The sequence below is a fragment of the Aureimonas sp. SK2 genome, from assembly GCF_029813115.1.
Taxonomy (GTDB): Bacteria; Pseudomonadota; Alphaproteobacteria; order Rhizobiales; family Rhizobiaceae; genus Aureimonas.
Window position 1 is genome coordinate 1 of sequence record NZ_JAPZDS010000021.1, and the last position, 19882, is coordinate 19882.

The 19882-nt window shown below is 66.4% G+C and carries 14 protein-coding genes; 9 read left to right on the top strand and 5 right to left on the bottom strand.

Annotated features, from left to right (window positions below):
* Window positions 1-689 precede the first annotated feature (689 nt).
* The 9 genes from O5O54_RS19800 to O5O54_RS19840 all read left to right on the top strand — a co-directional run bounded on the left by O5O54_RS19800 (window position 690) and on the right by O5O54_RS19840 (window position 12690).
* Window positions 690-2147 carry an NAD-dependent succinate-semialdehyde dehydrogenase gene (locus tag O5O54_RS19800; protein WP_279483584.1) on the top strand — a complete coding sequence of 486 codons (1458 nt, stop codon included), beginning with the start codon at window positions 690-692 and terminating at the stop codon, window positions 2145-2147.
* Window positions 2148-2151: 4 nt separating this feature from the next.
* Window positions 2152-3672, top strand: coding sequence for a xylulokinase (gene xylB, locus O5O54_RS19805; RefSeq protein WP_279483585.1), 1521 nt, complete (start codon window positions 2152-2154; stop codon window positions 3670-3672).
* A 25-nt stretch (window positions 3673-3697) separates the two neighbouring features.
* Window positions 3698-4384: an HAD-IA family hydrolase gene (locus O5O54_RS19810; RefSeq protein ID WP_279483586.1), complete on the top strand. Its 687-nt coding sequence runs from the start codon at window positions 3698-3700 to the stop codon at window positions 4382-4384.
* Window positions 4385-4389: 5 nt separating this feature from the next.
* Window positions 4390-5229 carry a MurR/RpiR family transcriptional regulator gene (locus tag O5O54_RS19815; protein WP_279483587.1) on the top strand — a complete coding sequence of 280 codons (840 nt, stop codon included), beginning with the start codon at window positions 4390-4392 and terminating at the stop codon, window positions 5227-5229.
* Window positions 5230-5291: 62 nt separating this feature from the next.
* Entirely contained in the window at window positions 5292-6005 is a 714-nt protein-coding gene (gene rpiA, locus O5O54_RS19820) for a ribose 5-phosphate isomerase A (RefSeq protein ID WP_279483588.1), read from the top strand.
* Window positions 6006-6191: 186 nt separating this feature from the next.
* Window positions 6192-7268 carry a sugar ABC transporter substrate-binding protein gene (locus O5O54_RS19825; RefSeq protein ID WP_279483589.1) on the top strand — a complete coding sequence of 359 codons (1077 nt, stop codon included), beginning with the start codon at window positions 6192-6194 and terminating at the stop codon, window positions 7266-7268.
* 71 nt (window positions 7269-7339) lie between these two features.
* Entirely contained in the window at window positions 7340-8872 is a 1533-nt protein-coding gene (locus O5O54_RS19830) for a sugar ABC transporter ATP-binding protein (protein WP_279483590.1), read from the top strand.
* A 32-nt stretch (window positions 8873-8904) separates the two neighbouring features.
* Entirely contained in the window at window positions 8905-9921 is a 1017-nt protein-coding gene (locus tag O5O54_RS19835; protein ID WP_279483591.1) for an ABC transporter permease, read from the top strand.
* A 540-nt stretch (window positions 9922-10461) separates the two neighbouring features.
* Window positions 10462-12690 (top strand): ATP-binding protein, encoded by a 2229-nt coding sequence (locus O5O54_RS19840; protein WP_407061736.1) that lies wholly within the window; start codon window positions 10462-10464, stop codon window positions 12688-12690.
* Between the two features lie 24 nt (window positions 12691-12714).
* On the opposite strand, the gene O5O54_RS19845 is transcribed toward O5O54_RS19840, so the two are convergent.
* The 5 genes from O5O54_RS19845 to O5O54_RS19865 form a co-directional block, all read right to left on the bottom strand.
* Entirely contained in the window at window positions 12715-14355 is a 1641-nt protein-coding gene (locus O5O54_RS19845) for a sensor histidine kinase (protein WP_279483592.1), read from the bottom strand.
* Between the two features lie 300 nt (window positions 14356-14655).
* Window positions 14656-16767, bottom strand: a complete 2112-nt coding sequence (locus O5O54_RS19850) for a bifunctional diguanylate cyclase/phosphodiesterase (protein WP_279483593.1) — start codon at window positions 16765-16767, stop codon at window positions 14656-14658.
* Complete coding sequence (locus O5O54_RS19855; protein ID WP_279483594.1) at window positions 16764-17228, bottom strand: chemotaxis protein CheW; 465 nt, start codon at window positions 17226-17228, stop codon at window positions 16764-16766. The genes O5O54_RS19850 and O5O54_RS19855 overlap by 4 nt, the downstream gene beginning before the upstream one ends.
* Window positions 17225-17470 (bottom strand): hypothetical protein, encoded by a 246-nt coding sequence (locus O5O54_RS19860; RefSeq protein ID WP_279483595.1) that lies wholly within the window; start codon window positions 17468-17470, stop codon window positions 17225-17227. The genes O5O54_RS19855 and O5O54_RS19860 overlap by 4 nt, the downstream gene beginning before the upstream one ends.
* Window positions 17471-17589: 119 nt before the next feature.
* Window positions 17590-19539 carry a methyl-accepting chemotaxis protein gene (locus O5O54_RS19865; RefSeq protein WP_279483596.1) on the bottom strand — a complete coding sequence of 650 codons (1950 nt, stop codon included), beginning with the start codon at window positions 19537-19539 and terminating at the stop codon, window positions 17590-17592.
* Window positions 19540-19882: the final 343 nt, after the last annotated feature.

A 19882-nucleotide genomic window follows, 5' to 3' on the forward strand; every position in this document is an offset into this window, starting at 1 on the left:
ACGGTAGCCCTTCCGGAAGCGACGCGTGGCTCGCGTGCCGACATGGACATGGGTCGGGCCGGCAATCGTGCGCAGCCGTTCGATCAGGGTCGTCGTCATGAAAGTCAGTCTTTCGATCGTTCCCCGGAGGGGCCTTCCGCCGGCCTGACGGCTGGAAGCCGCGCCCGGAGTGGGCAGCGCGACGTGAACTCTCTATCCGGCGAGGCGGGTATCATAGACGACGATGGCGAACCCAGCGTCGCAGGGTCGGGAGGCAGACGAACTCGGCCGTTGCCGACGGCGTCGAGGAGACCGGCCATCGTCGGCGCGGTTGGCGTGACCTCGATGGCCGCGCCGCGCGAGGTTGCGACCGAGGCGCCGCCAAGGTCCGGACGCAAGGCGCATCCGACCAGCTTGGCGCTGTCCAACCCATCTGTCAGCATCGAAATCTCGAACGTAGCAAAACTATTACGTCGCCCCCTTCGATAGCGAGTCACGTCGAAATCGGCAAGCCTGCTCGAGAAAAAGGAATGGCTCTCCGGACATCGAACGTACAGCGTGTGCCGTGCTGACAAGCGATTTCGTTGCGCGTAAGGCTCGATGCGGCTTCCGTCGCTTTCCCGCTTGCGATATGTAGTAAAGCTATATTAGATCGGTCCGAAACTAGCCGGCGGCCCACCTTCCGGTACACGAGACCCGCAGGACGCATCATGCTCGCAGCCTACGATTCCCAGCTCTTCATCGCCGGCGAGTGGCGTCGGGGAGCGGGCGAAACCCTGCCTGTCGAGAATCCGGCGACAGGAGAGGTGATCGGCCGTATCGCCGCGGCGACGGGGGCCGAGGTGGACGCCGCCGTCGCCGCGGCACGCGCGGCCTTTCAACCCTGGGCACAACTCGCCCCGAAGGAGCGCTCGGCCGCCCTGCACCGGCTTGGCGAGGTGATCGCGGCCCGTGCCGACACGATGGCGCGCATCATGACCTCGGAGCAGGGCAAGCCGCTCAACGAGGCGCGCGGCGAGATCCTCAAGCTCGCCGAAGCCTGCCATTTCTATGCCGAGGAGGCCGAGCGCGTTCACGGCGAGATCGTGCCGGGCGCGACCACCGACCACGAGAGCATGGTGGTGCGCGAGCCGATCGGCGTCGTCGGCGCGATCACACCCTGGAACTATCCGGCCGAGCTGATCGGCTGGAAACTTTGCGGCGCGCTCGCCGCCGGCTGCACGGTCGTCATCAAGCCGGCCGAACTCACGCCCTTCACGGCGCTCGCCATCGCCGAGGCCTGCATCGAGGCAAGGATCCCGGCAGGCGTCGTCAACATCGTCACCGGCAAGGGGTCGCAGGTCGGACAGGCGCTGGTGGAGCACCGCGACATCGACAAGATCGCCTTCACCGGCTCCAGCGCCGTCGGCCTCCATATCCAACGCACGACCCCGATCGTGCGGCGCATGTCGCTGGAGCTCGGCGGCAACTGCCCGCTGATCGTCGCGCCCTCGGCCGATCTGGACGCGGCGGCCAAGGGTGCCGCGCGGCGGGGCTTCCGCAACATGGGCCAGATCTGCATCGCGGTGAACCGCATCTACGTCGCCCGGCCGCACTACGAGGCTTTCCTCGACAAGCTGAAGGGGGCGGTGGATAGGCTCACCATCGCCAACGGTTTGGAAAAGCCCGATGCCGATCTTGGGGCCATGGCTTCGGCCGAGCCGCTGGAAAAGACAAAGGCGCATCTTGCCGACGCATTGGAGAAAGGCGCGCGGCTCGTGGCGGGCGGCTCGGCGCCGGAGGGCGAGGCCTTCTCGCGCGGGCACTTCTTCCGCCCGACCGTCGTTGCGGACTGCACCCACGGGATGAAGGTGATGACGGAGGAAACCTTCGGCCCGCTCGTCGGCGTCGCGCCCTTCGACACGCTCGGTGAGGCGGCTGCGCTTGCCAACGACACGCCCTACGGCCTCGCCTCCTACATCTATGCCCGCGACATGAACGAGGTGCGCACCCTTTCGCGCCGGCTCGACTACGGCAACGTCGCGGTCAACAACGTCGATGCCGGCGTGATGAACGCGCCCTATGGAGGGCGCAAGCAGAGCGGCGTCGGCTACGAGCATGGCCGCGAGGGGATGCTGGAATATCTGAACTTCAAGCATATCCGCATCCGCTACGACGAGGCGCGCTGATCCCATGACCGAGTGCCTCCTCGGGATCGATATCGGAACCTCCGGATGCAAGGCGCTTCTGGCCGGCCTCGACGGCGCGGTTCTGGCAAGCCGCACCGAGACCTACCCCCTGTCCCAGCCGCGTCCCGGCTGGAGCGAGCAGAACCCCGCCGACTGGGTGGACGCCGCGCGCCGTGCCGTCGGCTCCCTCCTCGCCGAGAACCCGGACCTGTCGGTGAAGGCGATCGGCCTGTCCGGCCAGATGCACGGGCTGACGCCGCTCGATGCGGCGCACCGGGTGCTGCGCCCGGCGATCCTTTGGAACGACCAGCGCAACGCCGCCGAATGTGCTGAAGCCACGGATCGCGCCGGCGGCGAGGCGGCGCTTCTCGCGCTCACCAACAACCGGATGCTGGCCGGCTATACCGGTGGCAAGATCCTCTGGATGCGCGCGCACGAGCCCGAGCTCTTCGGCCGGCTCGCCCATGTCCTCAACCCGAAGGACTATCTGCGCCTCGTCCTCACCGGCGAACGCGCGACCGAGGTTTCCGATGCCTCCGGCACGGGTCTCTTCGACACGCGCGCTCGCCGCTGGTCGACCGAGCTTCTGGACCGTCTCGACCTTTCGCCCGATCTCCTGCCGCCGGTGCACGAATCCTCTACGGTGAGCGGGCGCCTCAGCGCCTCGGGGGCGGCGCTGCTTGGGCTCTCGGAGGGCATCCCGGTCGTCGGTGGCGGTGGCGACGCCGTGATCCAGACGCTGGGCTCGGGCGTCATCGTGCCGGGCGAAATCCAGACCACCATCGGCACGGCCGGCATCGTCGCCTGCGCCCTCGACCGGCCCAGCGACAATCCCGGCGGCCGGCTTCAGGTCTTCTGCAACGTCGACCCCGCCATGTGGCACTGCATGGGCGTCTCGCTGAATGCCGGGGGGGCCATGAGCTGGTTCCGGGGCCTTGCCGCCGACTTCGCGGGTGGCGAGGCGCCCTCGTTCGACGCCCTCGTGGCGCGCGCGGCAACGAGCCCAGCCAGTGCCAAAGGCCTCCTCTTCCTGCCCTACCTCTTCGGCGAGCGCTGCCCGCACCCCGATCCCGCCGCCCGTGGCGCGTTCGTCGGCCTGACAGCCCGACACGGGGCGGCCGACATGACGCGCGCCGTGATGGAAGGCGTCGTGCATGGACTGTTCGACATCTTCGCCGTCATGGAAGAAGCCGGCATCGGACGCGGCATCGTCAAGGCGTCGGGCGGCGGCGCCCGCTCGCCGCTCTGGCGCCAGATGCAGGCCGACCTCTTCGGTTGCGACGTCGTGACGACGGAGGGCGCGGCAGAGGGCGGCGCCTTCGGCGCGGCCCTCCTAGCCGGGGTCGGCATCGGTGTCTGGCCGGACGCCACGAGCGCCGCCGCCGTCTGCCGCGCGGTGACGCGCGACGCGCCGAACCCGGATACGGGCGCCGTCTACGAGGCCGCGAACCGCATCTACCGCACCCTTCATTCCGCCCTCGCGCAGGCCTCGACCGATCTCGGCCACCCGCGCCTGGACCCGTGACTCGAAGGCCAGGAGCCCCTTGCCGATGCCCTCCCCCTCCGCCACCGCCGACGTCCTGATCTTCGATCTCGACGGCACGCTGATCGACAGCGCCCACGACATCGCGGCGGCCGTCAACGAATACCTCGCCTCGAAGGGCTGGCCGGAGCAGGATCCGGCCTTCGTCGAGGGCTTCATCGGCAATGGCCCGCGACGGCTGCTTCTCGATCTCCTGAAGGCTGTCGGCCTGCCGCATGACGATGCATTGGTGGACGAGGCCGTGCCGACCTACATCGCCAACTACGAACGAAGCCCGGCGCGCCATACCCGCTTCTACGCTCATGTCGAGGAAGACCTACGGCTCCTGCGCGATGCCGGTTTCCGGCTGGGCCTGTGCACCAACAAGCCGCATGCGCTGACGCTGAAGGTGCTCGACCTCCTCGGCATCGCGCCGCTGTTCGAGGCCGTGGTCGGGGCCGACGCCGCACCGGCCTGCAAGCCCGATCCGGCCCATCTTCTGACGGTGTGCGAGCGCATGGATGTCGCGCCCGCGCGCGTCGCCTATGTCGGCGACACGGCCGTCGACCAAGCGACGGCAATGGGCGCCGGCATTCCATTCCACGCCGTGCCCTGGGGAGGCGGATCGCTCCTGCAGGTGGACGACGCCTTTCGTCTGGAGCGGCTTGCCGACCTCCTCGCGCTCAAGCCAGCCGCCACCCGCCGGTCCGCCTGACGCCGATGACGACGAGCCTTCTTCAGCGCATTCTGTCGGAACGCGAGATGATGGGCGCGGCGGAGCGCCGCGTCGCCGACATCGTCGCGACCGATCCCAACGCCGTGATCCACATGAGCATGGCGACCCTGTCGCAGAAGTCCGGGGTCAGCGATCCCACGATCGTGCGCTTCTGCCGCCGCTTTGGTTTCGAAGGCTACGGCGACTTCAAGCTCTTTCTGGCGCAGAGCCTCGTACCCTCCGCGCCCTTCGCCTACGAGCAGATCATTCCCGGCGATTCCATCGCCAACATCGTGCGCAAGACGGCGCGCAACTCGCTGAACGCCATCCAACGGGCGCTCGAGGACCTCGAGCCGCCGCAGCTCGAAGAGGCGGCCAAGCGCCTCCAGGCGGCGACGTGGATCGGCATCTACGCCTCGGGCATCTCCGAAATCACCGCGCTCGACGCCGAACACAAGTTCCAGCGCCTCGGCATCCGCTGCGAGGCGCTGATCGGGCGCAAGAAGCAGTGGCTCCATGCGGAGACCTCGAGGCCGGGCGAGGTCGCGCTGATCTTCTCGCAGTCCGGCCACACCAAGCAGATGGTGGACATCGCGACCGCCGCGCGGGCGGGCGGGGCCGAGGTCGTCTCCGTAACGGCGGCCGACAGCCCGCTTTCGGCGGTGACCGACGCGCTCGTGGCCGTCGTGCCCTACGACCGAACAGAGCTGCTGACCCCGCTCGCCTCGCGGCTCAACCACCATCTCGTCGTCAACATGCTCGTCACGTCGATCGCCATGATCGGCGGCAGCGAGTTTCCCGATCAGCTGCCGGCGCTCGATTCCTGGCAGACCGAAAAGATCTGAAGGCCCGTCTCGGCCTCCCTCCCCCCGCGACCAACGCGGCACAGGCAAGCATGGAGAACCCTATGAGCGCACAGGACGAAGCGAAACGCGTGGCCGGGCGCCGCGTCATCGAGGAGTTCGTGACGGACGGCATGAAGCTCGGCCTCGGCTCGGGCACGACGTCGCATTTCTTCGTGCGCGAGCTTGGAAAGCACGTGGCCAACGGCCTGCGCCTCACCTGCACCACGACGTCGCGCGCCACCAACCAGGTCGCGCGGGAATCGGGCATCGAGCTGATCGACCCGAACGAGATCGGCGAGCTCGACCTCACGGTCGACGGGCCGGACGAGATCGACCGTCAGTTCAACATGATCAAGGGCGGCGGCGCGTGCCTTCTCTGGGAGAAGATCATCGCCCACGCCTCCAGGCGGATGATCACGATCTGCGACGAGACCAAGATCGTCGACCGGCTCGGCACGTTCCCCCTGCCTGTGGAGGTCGTGCAGTTCGCCTGGAAGCAGACGCAGCGCATAGTGGAGGCGACCCTTGCCGAGCATGGGATCGAGGGCGCCACGATCGAGCGGCGGCTGCGCGAGGGCCAGCCCGTCGTCACCGACAGCGGCAACTTCATCCTCGACTGCCGCTGCGGGCCGGTGATCGCCGAGCCCGCCCCGCTGGAGATCGCCCTCAATCGCATCCCCGGCGTGGTGGAGAACGGCCTCTTCACGCGCGAGTCGGCGGGCATGGTCGTCGGCAAGTTCGACGGCACCTCCGACGTGCTCATGCGCAAAATCTAGTAAAGCAAGATTTCCTTCGGCACTACGCCATCGAACGTCGGCCATTAGCGGCCGGCGCCACGCCGCACATGCATCTCGCCGCTCCCGCTCCGGCAGCATTTCGAGCCCCGGCCACGGGACTTCTTGACGGCTCGCCGCAACGTCTAGTATTACTACATTTATCGCTCTGGGAGGAGAAGCAGCCCCATGCCACAGATCAATCGTCGCCATCTCTTGCAAGCCGGCGCCGCGCTCGGCGCCACTGCCCTTGTGGGGGGTCGGGCCGCCTTCGCGCAGGAAGCGGTCTTCGTGCCCTACAGCAACAAGAGCCTCGACTATTATTTCTTCGTCATCCAGGAAGAAGCGGTGAAGCGCGCGGTCGAGGCGCAGAACTGGCGCTTCCAGGCGACGAACGCCAGCTTCGACAACACCCGGCAGCTCGAGCAGTGGCAAAGCCTCATGCTCAGCCAGCCGAGCGCCATCGTCTCCGATCCGATCGACAGCCAGGCCATCGTCAGCGCCATCCGCCGCTACAACGGGCGCAAGATTCCGGTTGCCATCATCGACACCCCGGCCGATGGCGGCGAGGTCGCCATCACCGTGTCGTTCGACAACAAGCTCGGCGGCGTCATGGCGGCGCAGGAGATCATCAAGCGCCTGACCGAAAAGCACGGCAGCCCCAAGGGCACGGTGCTGAACTGCTTCGGCGCCCTGCAGAGCGTCGCCTGGCGTCAGCGCAAGGAGGGCATGGACGAGGAGTTCGCCAAGTACCCGGACATCAAGTATCTCGCCCGCCCGACCGAAGGCGCGCTGGACCAGATGCTCGCGGTCACGCTTTCCACCCTGTCGGAGTTCCCCGACCTCGACGCAGTCCACGCGCCGAGCGACTCGCCCTCGCGCGGCATCGTCACCGCGCTCCAGCAGCGCAACCGGTGGAAGAAGGTAGGCGAGGACGGCCACGTGATCTTCGTCAACATCGACGGCGAGCCGATCGCGCTGAAGTGGATCCAGGAAGGCTACATGGACGCCTGCGTCTCGCAGGATCCGATCGCCTATGGCGAGATCGCGGTGGAGATGCTCCACAAGCACGCCATTCCTGGACAGGCCGTGCCGCTCGGTGCCTACGAAAACACGAAGTACTTCTGGGAGAAGGGCGAGATCGTCAACGGCGCCACCGGCCCGACGCTCATCATCCCGCCCTTCGTGATCGACGGCTCCAACGCCGACGACAAGCGCCATTGGGGTGCGATCGCCGAGAAGGACTGGGGCATCCCCTACTCCTGATCCCCTATCCCGAAGTGCGGCGCGGAGGTCCCTGGCCCTCGCGCCGTCGTCCGGTTCCGGCGGAGGACGTCATGACCACCACCCTTCAGCCTCGGCCCGAGGCCCAAGCCGACCGCTCCGTCGTGCTGCGTACCGACCGCCTGGAAAAGCGCTACGGCGGCGTTCTGGCGCTTGCGGGGGTTTCCGTCGAAATCCGTCGCGGCACCATCCACGGGCTCCTCGGCGAGAACGGAGCGGGCAAGTCCACGCTCGTCGGCTTGATCTCGGGCCAGCGCCAGGCGACGGCGGGCACGATCTATCTCGACGGGGTACCCGTCGAGCATGCCGACGTGAAGGCGATGGAGAAGGCCGGCGTCTTCCTGGTCACCCAAGAGCCGATGATCGTCGACCACATGAGCGCAGCCGAGAACCTGATGCTGGGTATTTGGCCGCGCCGACGCTTCGGCTTCGTCGCGTGGAAGCGCCTGCGGGCCGAGGCCGCACGCATGCTGGCCGGCTCGGGCATCGATCCCGCCGCCCAAGCCGGCAAGCTCGACGCCGTGGCGCGCCGCAAGCTCAACATCCTGCGCGCCATGTTCAGCGGCGGCAAGGTCATCATCCTCGACGAACCCACCGCCGCACTCAACGTCGACGACCGGGTGCAGCTCTTCGACTTCATGCGCAACTTGAAGGCCGAAGGGGTCACCTTCGTCTTCATCTCGCACTACAACGACGAGATCCTCGAAATCTGCGACGCCTGCTCTGTCCTACGTGACGGGCAGCTCGCCGGCGGCACGGACGACGTGCGCTCGCTGACCTCCGAGACGCTGTCCGAGCTGGTGCTCGGTCGGGGCCTCGCGCTGTTTCAGCGCGAGCGCCGGAGCTTTCCCGCCGGCGTCCCCGCGCTCCAGCTTCGCGACATCCGCGCCGGCTCGCTCGACGTTCCCACCCTCGACATCCGGCCGGGCGAGATTCTCGGCTTCACCGGCCTGCCGGGTGCCGGCGCCAAGGAACTGGCGCGTGCGATCTTCGGGCTCCTGCCGGCGCAGGGCGGCACGGTCGCCTTCCCTGGCGAGGGCGAGGCCGGCCGCCCGTTGCCGCGCGACCCGCGCGAGGCCTTCGACCGGGGCATCGCCTTCCTGTCCGACGACCGGCGCCGCGACGGCTCGGTCGGCGGCATGTCGATCGCCGCAAATCTCTCCCTGTCGTCGTTGCGCGGCGTCTCCAGCGGCGGCTTCTTTCGGAAAGGCGCGGAAGGCGCCCTCTCGGCCCGCTACTTCTCCGCCATGGGCATCAAGGCGGCGGGGCCGGACGCGGCCGTCGACACGCTGAGCGGCGGCAACCAGCAGAAGGTCTGCCTCGGCCGCGTGCTCGCCACGCAGCCGCGCCTTCTCATCCTCGACGAGCCGACGCGCGGCATCGACGTCGGCGTCAAGCAGGACGTTCTGCGCATCATCGACGCCCTCACCAGGGACGGCGTGTCGGTGATCGTCGTTTCCACCGACACCGACGAGATGGTGCGCATCGCCGACCGGGTCTGCCTCTTTGAGAAGGGCCGCATCACGCGCGAGCTTTCCGGCTCCGACATCACGACCGAACGGCTGCGCGGCCTCGCCGAAGCCTGAACGCGTCAGCACGCATGCCACAGGACACGCCCATGAAGCCCGCAGCCGTCAGCCTTCCCTCATCCTCCGCCGCCACGGCACCGCAGCCGGCCGCGCCCAAGCCCGCCGGCCGCTCGGTCGCTGGCTGGGTCCTGCACAACGTCGTGTGGATCTGGCTGATCGCGCTCGTCGTCCTGTTCGGCGTCTTCAACCCCTACTTCTTCACGCTGTTCAACCTGCAGAACATCATGGTCCAAGCGACCGTGCTCGGCATGATCGGCCTCGCCGTGTCGCTGCCGCTTCTGGTCGCCGAGATCGACCTGTCGCTGCCGGCCAATCTCGGCTTCTCCTCGGCCATCGGCGCGCTCGCCTATTCCAATTTGGAACTTCCCTGGTTCGTGGCGATGCTGGCGGGCGTCGGGGTCGCGACGCTCATCGGCTTCTTCAACGGGCTCTGCATCACCAAGCTGCGCATGGTGTCCCTGATCGAGACGCTGGCGATGATGATCATTCTCGAAGGCTCGCTTCTGGCGCTGACGCAGGGGCGAACCATCACCAACATGGCGGACGGCTACATCTGGATCGGCCAGGCGACGATCGGCGGCTGGCCGGTGATGCCCGCGATATTCGTGGTCGCGCTCGTCGCCATGGCCGTCCTTCTCAATCGCACGATCCTCGGCCGCAGCATCTACGCCGTCGGCGGCAACGCGGTGGCGTCCAACTCGGCTGGCATCCGCGTCGACCGCATCAAGATCGCGACCTACACGATCGCCGGGTTCCTGGCAGGCGTCGCGGGCTTCCTTCTCGCCTCCTGGCAGATGGCGATCACCTCCAATCAGGGGTCGAGCTACCTGCTCTACGCCATCGCGGCGCCCATCATCGGCGGCGTGTCGGTCTTCGGCGGACGCGGCAACGTGGTCGGGGTGCTGGGCGGCGTGCTGCTCCTCACCGTGATCCAGGTGGGCCTCGCCATCGTCAACGTGCCCTCCTTCTACGTCGGCATGATCGGCGGCTTCATGATCTTCATAGCCGTCGCGATCGACGCCCTCCGAGTGCGGTATTTCAGTTGATCTCCCAGCGCCGATGCCGAACTCGCACCGTTCCTGAGGCCACCGCACATCTGACGTCAGTCGATATCGAACCAGCGGAAGCCAGGGGCATAGCGCCGCTTCAGAGCGCGTGAATCAGTTCGACGTGCCGGCCGGTTGCGGCTGTCCAACGCGTGTGGTCGGTGATGCGCCTTCCCTTGAGCCCGTCCGAAAAGTCCGCCGGGTCGGCTCGGCGGTGCTTTCCGCCACCCCTTTCGTTGCCGATCCTCGCCGATGCCGCCGGCATCGACTGCGTTCGGTGCCTCATCGGCGACGAAAATCCCTCGCCGATCCTCCGCCGGGGACGTTCCGAACGGGATCTTAGAATGGTCCGACCTGGAACATGACCTTGAACGCTTAAGGACGGAATTCATAAGGTGCCTACGATCCTTGCGCCCCGTGCACCCTCACCCCGACTGGTGAGGACTCCACCATTTGGCTAATCCTTCCGTATCCGAGGTCGGTCGGCGCGGCTGACGGCGTCGCTTGAAGCACAGACCCTTGGCGCACGGGGGACGGACCATGGCCAAAGATGCGGGGTACGGCGACGGCCACCGGCCTGGTGGCAAGATCGAGAACCCGGCGCAAGCCCTGTTCGAAAGCCGGGAAGCGCTCCGGCGGAGCGAGGAGCAGCTCCGGCTCGCGACCGAACATGCCGAGATCGGTCTCTGGGACGTCGACGAAGTCAACAAACGCTTGTTCTGGCCGCCCCGAGTGAAGGCGATGTTCGGGATCTCGACCGATGTCGACGTCTCGATGGAGGACTACTACGCCGGTCTTCATCCCGATGACTTCGAGGCAACGGCCGCGGCGTATGCGGCGGCGGCGGATCCCCGACGACGAGCGCTTTACGACGTCGAGTACCGCACGATCGGCAAGGAGGACGGCGTCGTGCGGTGGGTCGCCGCCAAGGGACGCGGTGTCTTCGACGACGAGGGCCGCTGCCTTCGCGTCATCGGCACGGCGATCGACATCACCTCCCGGAAGGTCGTAGCCGAGCGGCTTGCCGCCAGCGAGGCCCGCCTGCGCCTGCTCGACGAGATCGGGCGGGAAACCGCCCGGCTCCTGGACGCCGGGGAAATCCTGTCGGTGACCACCAGGCTTGTCGGGACCGCGATGGGCGCGTCCGTCTGCGCCTACGCGGACATGGACGGGGACGAGGACGGGTTCACGATCCGGGGCGACTGGGCTGCCCCGGGTTCATCCAGCATCGTCGGACACTACAGCCTCGCGGCCTTCGGAAAGATGGCGGTCCGCAACCTGAAGGCCGGTGAGCCCTTGGTCGTCAACGACAACCTTCGGGAGCTGGCTCCCGAGGAGGCGGCGACCTTCCAGTCGATCGGCATCGGCTCGACGATCTGCATGCCGCTCGTCAAGGACGGGCGCCTGACCGCGCTCATGGCGGTCCATCACAAGGGTTCGCACGCGTGGACCGTGGACGAGCTCGACCTCGTGCGCGAGGTCACGGAACGCTCGTGGGCCCATGTCGAGCGAGCGGGGGCCGCGGCGGAGCTGAAGTCGACGGCGGACCAGCTTGCGACCCTCAACGCCGACCTGGAGGAACGCGTCCGTCAACGAACCGCGGAACTGATGGCGGCCGAGGAGACGCTCCGCCAGAGCCAGAAGATGGAGGTCGTCGGACAGCTTACCGGCGGGCTCGCGCACGACTTCAACAATCTCCTCGCGGGCATCCAGGGCAGCTTGGAAACGATCGAGGCGCGCATCCGTGAAGGCCGATCCAGCGAGGTCGACCGATATCTGACCGGAGCTCTGGCTTCCACGAAGCGAGCGGCCAGCATTACGCAGCGCCTCCTCGCGTTCTCGCGGCGTCAGACGCTCGCACCGAAGCCGACAGACCCCCTCCGCCTCGTTTCCGGCATGATGGACCTCATTCGCGGCACGATCGGCCCTGCCATCGAGGTCACCGTCGCTGCCGACGGGGAGCCGTGGCCTGTCCTCGTCGACCCCAACCAACTCGAGAACGCCCTTCTGAACCTGTGCATCAACGCCCGGGACGCGATGCGCGACGGCGGCCGGATCGTGATCGAGATCGCGAACGAGGCGCCTTCGACATCCGAGGCCGGGGCTGGTGGTGTCGCTTCCGGTGAATGCGTCTGCATCCGCGTCTGCGACAGCGGAGCGGGCATGCCGCCCGACGTCCTGGAAAAGGCGTTCGACCCCTTCTTCACGACCAAGCCGATCGGCGTCGGCACGGGGCTCGGTCTTTCCATGATCTACGGCTTCGTGCGCCAGTCAGGCGGCGAAGTTGGAATCCGTTCGGAGGTCGGCCAAGGCACGACGGTCAGTCTCCATCTTCCGCGCCACGAGGTGGCGGAGGCTGCGGCGCCGGTTGCGAGCGTCCCGTTGCCCCTAGGCAAAGCCAAGGGCGGCAGCGTCCTCGTTGTCGACGACGAGCCCCTTGTGCGGATGCTCATGGTGGACTGTGTCGAGGATCTCGGCCTTCGGGCGACCGAAGCCGAGGACGGGGCGGAGGCCTTGGAGGTCCTCCGGTCAGACACGGCCGTCGATCTCCTCGTTACGGATGTCGGGCTGCCGCGGGGAATGAACGGGCGACAGCTTGCGGAAGCCGCCCGGGAGCTCAGGCCCTCATTGCCGATCGTCTTCGTCACGGGCTACGCCGAGACATCCGTCCTCGAGGGCATCCGCCTGCAAAACAACATCGACCTCGTTTCCAAGCCCTTCGCCATGCCGGACCTGAAAGGTCGCATCCTGTCATTGATCGGCGGCTGAGGGCCGCCGTCGCAACGCTGCGCGTTACGTCGGGCCGCCGACACCAAACCGCGCCGCGAACGGTTCTGCGAGCGCATCATCGACGGTGAGGAACCGCAGCGGCATGACGGCTGTCAACGTGCCGCCTTCCAAGCGTTCGACGGTTCCGAAGAGCTGCCGCTCCAAGCAGAGCCGAACGAGGCGGAACCCGAAACCCGATGGGACACCCGCCGCGTCGCCGTCGTATACGTCCCGCTTCCATTCCAGCCGGAAGTCCGATCCCTCGATCCCGCCCCGGACGACGATCGCCGCGGCCCGTCCGTTTGTGTGAACCCGCTCGTTCACGGCGAGTTCGTGGAGAACCTGCGCGAGCGGCGCGACCGCCTCGGGTCGAAGCATCACGTCGTCCCCGACATAGGTGATCGACACGTTCTCCTGTTCCGTCGTCCGCGCCACGAGATCGGAAAGCGCGATCGGGCTCCACTCGGCCGAAGACAGGAGATCATGCGCCCGCGACAGCGCCATGATGCGACCGGCAGCCTTGCGGGCTATGGCCTCGACGTCCCCGCCCGCCCGGATCGTCTGACCGACGACCGACAGAAGCACGGCGAGCGTGTTGCGGACACGATGGTTGAGTTCGGCAAGCAGCAGGTCCTTGTGCCGGTCGCGGGCCTTGATGGCGACGTCCGCCTCACGGAGCGCGCCGGCAATGCTCTCGAGTTCGACCACCGTTCCCCCCTCTCGCGAAAGGGGACCGTCGCGACCGACGAGATCGGCCATTCGCTGGACCGATCCCACCTGGCGGTCGAGACCGTCGGAGTAGAAGCGGGCCAGGAGCGTCGACGTGGCTGCGGCAAGGAGCGCTGCGACCAGAAGGGTCACGGTGAGCTGCCAAAGCGGCGCGGCCAAGACGGAACTCGGGACACTGACGACGACCCGCCAGTCGCTGCCGTCGAGCTGCTCGTAGGCGGCGGAAACCGATGTTCCATTCAGCGACTCGACCCCGGCTACGAAGCCAGACGAGCCGGTCGCAGCGAGCCGGAAGGACTCCGTCGCGGGTTTGCCGACGAACTGCTCATGATCCTTCGTCCTCGCGATCACGCGGTCCGCGCCGTCGAGAAGGCTGACCATCCACCCGCCCGGCAGGCTGTCTCCCGCAAGGGCGTCCCGGAGCGCCTCGGGTGCGATCGCCATATTGAGGGCATAAAGGATTTGCCCGTCGCGCGTCAGTGGGACATCCACCATGACGAAGGGCTTCCTCGAGACCGCTCCAACGTAGAGGTCCGATACCTGCGGCAACCCAGTTTCGAACACGCGGCGATCCGTCTCCACAAGGGTTGGATCGGTGCTGACGGGCAGCTTCGCACCCGGCTTCGCATAGGTGTTCATGAATTGCTGATGGCTGCGGTCCCTGACGGCGATCGCCGAGCCGCGAAATCGCAGCAGCTCCAGAGCCTGCTCACGCAGGGCGTCGAAGTTGCCACCCTCGACATTCGGGGAGGTCGCCAACGCTTGAAGCGCGGCCTTCATCGCCTCGAGCTCCCGGTCGAGTTGGCTGCGAATGGCCGTGGCTGCGGCGGATGCCGAAGCTTCCACGCGATGGCGCTCGGCTGTGGCGTACCAAGTACCGATCACGACCGCGAGGGCGAGCTGGGGAAGGAGCACGAGAGCGGCGAAGATCGCCATGTGCCTTCGGATCGGGAGCGGGCGCCGGAGGAGTGGCATCATGCGGACCCATAGGTGTGGGATGATCCGACAAGACCGTGCCGACGAGTTGCACGCCTTTCCGGGGATCGAAACCCAATGCAGCCCGCTCGGTGATCCGGCGCCTTCAGGAAACGCCGGGTCGTCGGGTTCGGATACATGTTCAAGGTCCAGGGGCAGCGAGGCTCCCGTGCATTTTATGTCGCGGCTTGGTATTGGTAGGGGCGAATTTCTTGGATGGCGAAGAACCCGTCGCTGACCCGCGATTTGGATGACACGCGCTCATCCGGCCGTACTGAGACGAGCAGTAGCCTCCGTCGCGTCGGGTTCCGCCGCCCGCTCGAACCCTAGCGCGGGCATGGGCCGGCCGTAGAGATATCCCTGTCCCCAGTCGCATCCTTGCCGGCGCATCAGGTCGTGCTGTGCAAGCGTCTCGATCCCTTCCGCGACGACGGACATACCCAACCCATCCGCCATCTGGATCATCGCCTGCGTGATCGACACGTCCCGGTCGTCGACGTCCGGTCCGCTGACGAACGAGCGGTCGATCTTGATCTTCGTGACCGGAAACTTTCGCAGCATGCTGAGCGAGGCAAAGCCTGTGCCGAAGTCATCGAACGCGAGCGAGACGCCGAGAGCCCGCAGGCGCTGAAGTTGGGACAGGATCCGCTCGTCGCTCTTCAGGATCGTCGTCTCGGTGATCTCGATCTCGAGGCCGTCCGGGGAAAGGCCAGCCGCCCGCAGGGCATGCTCGACGTTCTGGACGAGATCGCCGGACTTGAATTGGATCGGGAACAGGTTGACCGCGATCCGGAAGTCGGACCGGATGGTGGAGCGCCAGTGCGCCGCCTGTCGGCAAGCGGTCTCGAGGATCCAGTCCCCGACCGCGAGCGCGGTCGCGTCGCTCTCCAGCATCGGAAGGAACGCGCCCGGTGCGAGCAACCCTCTCTCCCGGTGGTTCCAGCGCAGCAGCGCCTCAGCCCCCCGGACCGAGCCGTCGGCGATCAGAACCTGAGGCTGATAGTACAACTCGTACGAGCCAGTGTCCCAGGCGAGACCAAGTTCCCTGCGCGCCAAGCCGCGTTCGGCCACCTTGTTCCGGAGGTCGGGGGTGAACAGGCGGGTGCGACCGCGCCCCTCCGCCTTCGCCCGGTAGAGGGCGAGGTCGGCGTTGGCGATGAGCGTCCCGGCGTCCGTCCCGCAGTCCCCGGTACAGGCAACCCCGACGCACGCGCTGATGGTGACCAGCGCACCGGACGCTCCGATCGCGATCTCGATCGCGTCGATCAACGTCTCGCCGAGCCAGCGAGCATCCATCGGGTTGGCGGTGTCCTCCATGAGGACCACGAACTCGTCGCCGCCCATGCGGGCGCACAGCCCGAAATGACATGCACCCTCCCGGATGCGGGAGGCGACTTCGACAAGGACGGCATCGCCGACCGGATGCCCGAGCGTGTCGTTGACTTCCTTGAAGCCGTCGAGATCGATCAGGAGAAGAGAGACGGGACGCTCGACCGCCAGAAGGTCAGCCAGCCGTTTGTTCAGCGCTCCTCGGTTGGCAAGTCCCGTGAGCGGATCGGTCGCGGCGGCCTCGCGAAGCTCCGTCTCGGTTTGAACGCGCTCACTCATGTCGCGGATGATCGCCCCGAACCTCTGCTCGCCGCGCTCGATCCACCTGGAAAGGGACAGTTCAATCGGGAACTCGCTGCCGTCCTTCCGGCAGGCCCGAACCTTTACGGATTGCCCGATCAGCTTCGGCTCGCCTCCGGATGCCAGCTTTCCTAGACCGGCCTCGTGCATTCCTCTCATCGCGGGTGGCACAATCAGGCTGAGGCTTTGACCGAGCACTTCGCTCGGGGCGTACCCGAACAGACGCTCCGCCCCCGCGTTCCATGCCACGATCTCGTTGCGGCCGTTGGCGGTGACGATAGCGTCGGGGGAGGACGTCGCGATGCTCTCGAACCGCTGCGAAGCTTCGGCGTCGATCCGACGTGCGGCCTCCACCCGTTCGCCGACGTGACGCGCCAGACCCGCCAGCACGCGACATTCCGCCCGCTCCAGCGCCGGCGAACCGGGACGCTCGATAACGATAGAACCGATGACGCTTCCGTCGGGGTCGCATACATCGGAGCGAAAGGTACCGGTCCGCTCGTCACCCGTCGAAACGGCGAGAGAGTTCATGTCCCCTGTTTCGGTGACCGATGCGCTCGACACGACCCCGGCGGTGTGGATGGATGTCCCACCGTCCACATGGTCGATGCGCACGCGAACGGCGGCAGCTTCCAGAACCTCGCGCGCGAAGCGCGCAACACGGTCGAGATCGTCGGCGAGGCTGCGCGGGACGGCGGTCGAGCGCCGGGAGGGTGCGAGAAGATCGTCGGAACCGTGGGTCACGCTGCCAGGTCCGCGCCTTGCGCAAGGATATCTTGCAGGGAAAGAAGGGAGATCATCCGATCGTCGATCGCCAGCACTGCGGTCACACAGGATCGTGCGAGAGCCGAGGCGACGTCGGGAGCCGGCTGAAGCTGATCATTCCGGGCCGTCATGATACTGGACATCGCGTCGACCAGCTGACCTACGAGTCCGCCATCGAGGTCCGCGACGATGATCGCGGACCTCGCGTTCGGAACGGTGCGGCCGAGCCCCAGGCGATCGCCGAGGTCGACGATGGGCAGAACAGTTCCCCGGAGGTTGACGACGCAGCAGACGTAGGGCGGAGCGTGCGGCATCGGGGTGGCCGCAGTATAGCTGCGGATCTCGCGGACGGCATGGACGTCGACACAGAACTCCTGCCCCGCAGCGGAAAAGGCGATCAGTTCGCATGTGTCGGACACGGCAGCGGACACTTCGCTCATGCCGGGTCCCACTTGAGGTCTGCCAAAGGATTCGCGCTCGACTGTCCGGCGTTCGAGGACATGGAAGGCCGAATGCTCCGGAGACGGGAAACGAGATCGTCGATAGCTTCCGGCTGGACGATCATCGCAACCGCATCTCCTGATCCGCTGAGACCGATCATTGCGATTGTTCCATCGTCACGCGCCTCGAGCGTCTCGACATGCGCCAACGTGAAGCCTCGAAAGCGGCGTTCCTGCACCATCTGTTCCCCCGCTTCCCAATACGGTCCAGTCGGTAAATCCGACGGAGATCGAGGCCCTCGATCCCCGGACCTTATGCCTTCAGACCGGATCACGACGGCCCCACGTCGTTGGATGCGGCCTAGAACTCCTCCCAGTTGTCCTGGAGCGTCGACAAGGCGGCGTTGCCCTGGGCGACCGGCTTCATCTGGACGACAGGACGGGCTACGGATGCGGTCGGGGCAGCGCGGCGACCGACGTTGGCGGTGCGCTGGGCCGCTCGCTCGCTCTGGCGCGCATGGTTGGCGGTCGCCGCCGTCTTGAACTCGGCGATGAGGCGCGCGAGTTCGTCCGTCTCGTTCGCCAGTGTCTGGGCCGCTGCCGTCGCCTGCTCCACCATCGCCGCGTTCTGCTGCGTGACCTTGTCCATCTGGTCGGCGGCGGTGGACACCTCCTTCAGGCTCACCGCCTGCTCCTGGGCACGGCGCGCGATCTCGCTGACGACCCGGCTGACCTCGCCGACCTCGCCGATGATCTCCTCGAGGCTCCGGCCCGACGCCGTCACCAGTTCGACGCCGGTTCCGACCTGATGGCTCGATGCCTCGATCAGGCCCTTGATCTCTTTCGCCGCCTCCGCCGAGCGCTGGGCGAGCCCCCGCACCTCCTGCGCCACCACCGCAAAGCCCCGGCCGGCCTCGCCGGCGCGCGCCGCCTCGACACCGGCGTTCAGCGCGAGCAGGTTGGTCTGGAAGGCGATCTCGTCGATCACCCCGATGATGTTGCCGATCTTCTGCGAGGATTGCTCGATCGTCTGCATGGCGTCGATCGCCCGGCTCACGATCTCGCCGCCCTTCTGGGCGTTGCGCTGGGCGCTCTGGGCGCTGGCCTGCGCCTGTGTGGCGTTCTCAGCCGTCTCGTTGACCGCGCGCGTCACCTCGCCGAGCGCAGCGACCGTTTCCTCAAGACTTGCCGCCTGCTGCTCCGTGCGCTGGGCAAGATCGTTGGACGCCACGTTGATCTCCGTGAGGCCCGTCCGGATCGAGCCGATCGAGCCGACCACCGCGCCGATCGTCTGCTCCAGCTTCTCCACCGATCCATTGAACTGGTCGCGGATGGGTTCGAACTCGGCCGCCACAGGACGATTCATGCGGGCTGTCAGGTTGCCGGCGGCAAGCTCTGCGAAGCCGGTCTCGATGTCGGATACGAAGCCCTGGAGTTCCTGTGCCTTCGCGCGGTCGGCCTGAGCCTGCGCTTCGCGTCGTGCGTCTTCCGCCTTCCGGGCCGCTTCGGCGTCAGCCTCCAGACGCTTGTTCAGGATCGCCGCATCCTTGAACACCTGAACGGCACGAGCCATGCCGCCGACCTCATCGCCACGGTCCTGTCCATCGACGATCGTCTCAAGGTTGCCGGCGGCCAGATCCGCCATGCGGTCCCGGAGGTTCGTCAGCGGCTGCGTGATCCCCTTGGTCGAAACCCACAATGCGGCGATAAGGCCGAAGACGGCACTCACGATGGTACCGCCGATCAGCATCCAGGACGCGCTGGCCGCCTGCGCGAAAAGCCTTGCGTTCATCTCCGTGACATGTGCGATCGTCCTGTCGTTCAAGGCGCCCGTCTGCTTGCTCAATGCGAGTACCGCAGGGTTGACGATCCTCATCTCCGCAAGCCCCGCATCGTTGTTGTCCGCGAGACCGGCGGCCACGGCCAACGGGGCGCGGCTCGTCACGATGTCCATCTGCTCCTTGATGGCACGCAGCGCATCTGCTTCATCCGTCAAGCGCCTGGCGGCCTCACCGTAGTACTTCTGCATGAGGTCGAGCTGTTCCTTCGCCAGCTCCGCAGCCGACTTCGCTTCTTGCGATGTCCCGGAATAGGCAAAGCTACGGTAGGCCGCGAACCCGACGGCATTGGCGGAACGGTTCAAGCGGGCGAGGTAGATCGCCGACTTGTCCAGCCGTTCGATCATGTCCGAATAAGCGGCGTTGGAGGCGAAGAGGGTCATTGCCCCATAGATCGAAGCACCTATGCCGATCGAACTGATGAAGAGCGCAATCAAAGCGATCTTTGTGGCGATCCGCAGCTTCTTCATCATCGAATTTGCCCCATAGAGCGTGAAAATGTCCTTTCAAGACCGTAACCCCAGGTTATTAAAATGGGATTAGCTATGCTCCCCTGGCTAATCGTTCCGACTAAGTAAATTTACTGACGACCGTACAACGGCTCCTGTTTTTCCGGCCCAAGAACGGGCCGTTCGCCTTGATAGCAAGGTTTGCATATAATTTTCCTGCATGCGGAAGGCCCGTGCGCAAGGCCGCCATTGCGTATCTACCGAATAGTTTCACGCCGTTTAGGATGACAACAAGAAGAATGATTGGGGAATTCGCGTGGAAACAGAACTGTTGCAGACGATCTTTCGTATTTTCCAGCATGCGTAC

Coding starts and splice junctions, on each gene's coding strand:
- O5O54_RS19800 (WP_279483584.1), top strand. CDS start 690: ATGCTCGCAGCCTACGATTCCCAGCTCTTCATCGCCGGCGAGTGGCGT.
- xylB (WP_279483585.1), top strand. CDS start 2,152: ATGACCGAGTGCCTCCTCGGGATCGATATCGGAACCTCCGGATGCAAG.
- O5O54_RS19810 (WP_279483586.1), top strand. CDS start 3,698: ATGCCCTCCCCCTCCGCCACCGCCGACGTCCTGATCTTCGATCTCGAC.
- O5O54_RS19815 (WP_279483587.1), top strand. CDS start 4,390: ATGACGACGAGCCTTCTTCAGCGCATTCTGTCGGAACGCGAGATGATG.
- rpiA (WP_279483588.1), top strand. CDS start 5,292: ATGAGCGCACAGGACGAAGCGAAACGCGTGGCCGGGCGCCGCGTCATC.
- O5O54_RS19825 (WP_279483589.1), top strand. CDS start 6,192: ATGCCACAGATCAATCGTCGCCATCTCTTGCAAGCCGGCGCCGCGCTC.
- O5O54_RS19830 (WP_279483590.1), top strand. CDS start 7,340: ATGACCACCACCCTTCAGCCTCGGCCCGAGGCCCAAGCCGACCGCTCC.
- O5O54_RS19835 (WP_279483591.1), top strand. CDS start 8,905: ATGAAGCCCGCAGCCGTCAGCCTTCCCTCATCCTCCGCCGCCACGGCA.
- O5O54_RS19840 (WP_407061736.1), top strand. CDS start 10,462: ATGGCCAAAGATGCGGGGTACGGCGACGGCCACCGGCCTGGTGGCAAG.
- O5O54_RS19845 (WP_279483592.1), bottom strand. CDS start 14,355: ATGGCGATCTTCGCCGCTCTCGTGCTCCTTCCCCAGCTCGCCCTCGCG.
- O5O54_RS19855 (WP_279483594.1), bottom strand. CDS start 17,228: ATGAGCGAAGTGTCCGCTGCCGTGTCCGACACATGCGAACTGATCGCC.
- O5O54_RS19860 (WP_279483595.1), bottom strand. CDS start 17,470: ATGGTGCAGGAACGCCGCTTTCGAGGCTTCACGTTGGCGCATGTCGAG.
- O5O54_RS19865 (WP_279483596.1), bottom strand. CDS start 19,539: ATGATGAAGAAGCTGCGGATCGCCACAAAGATCGCTTTGATTGCGCTC.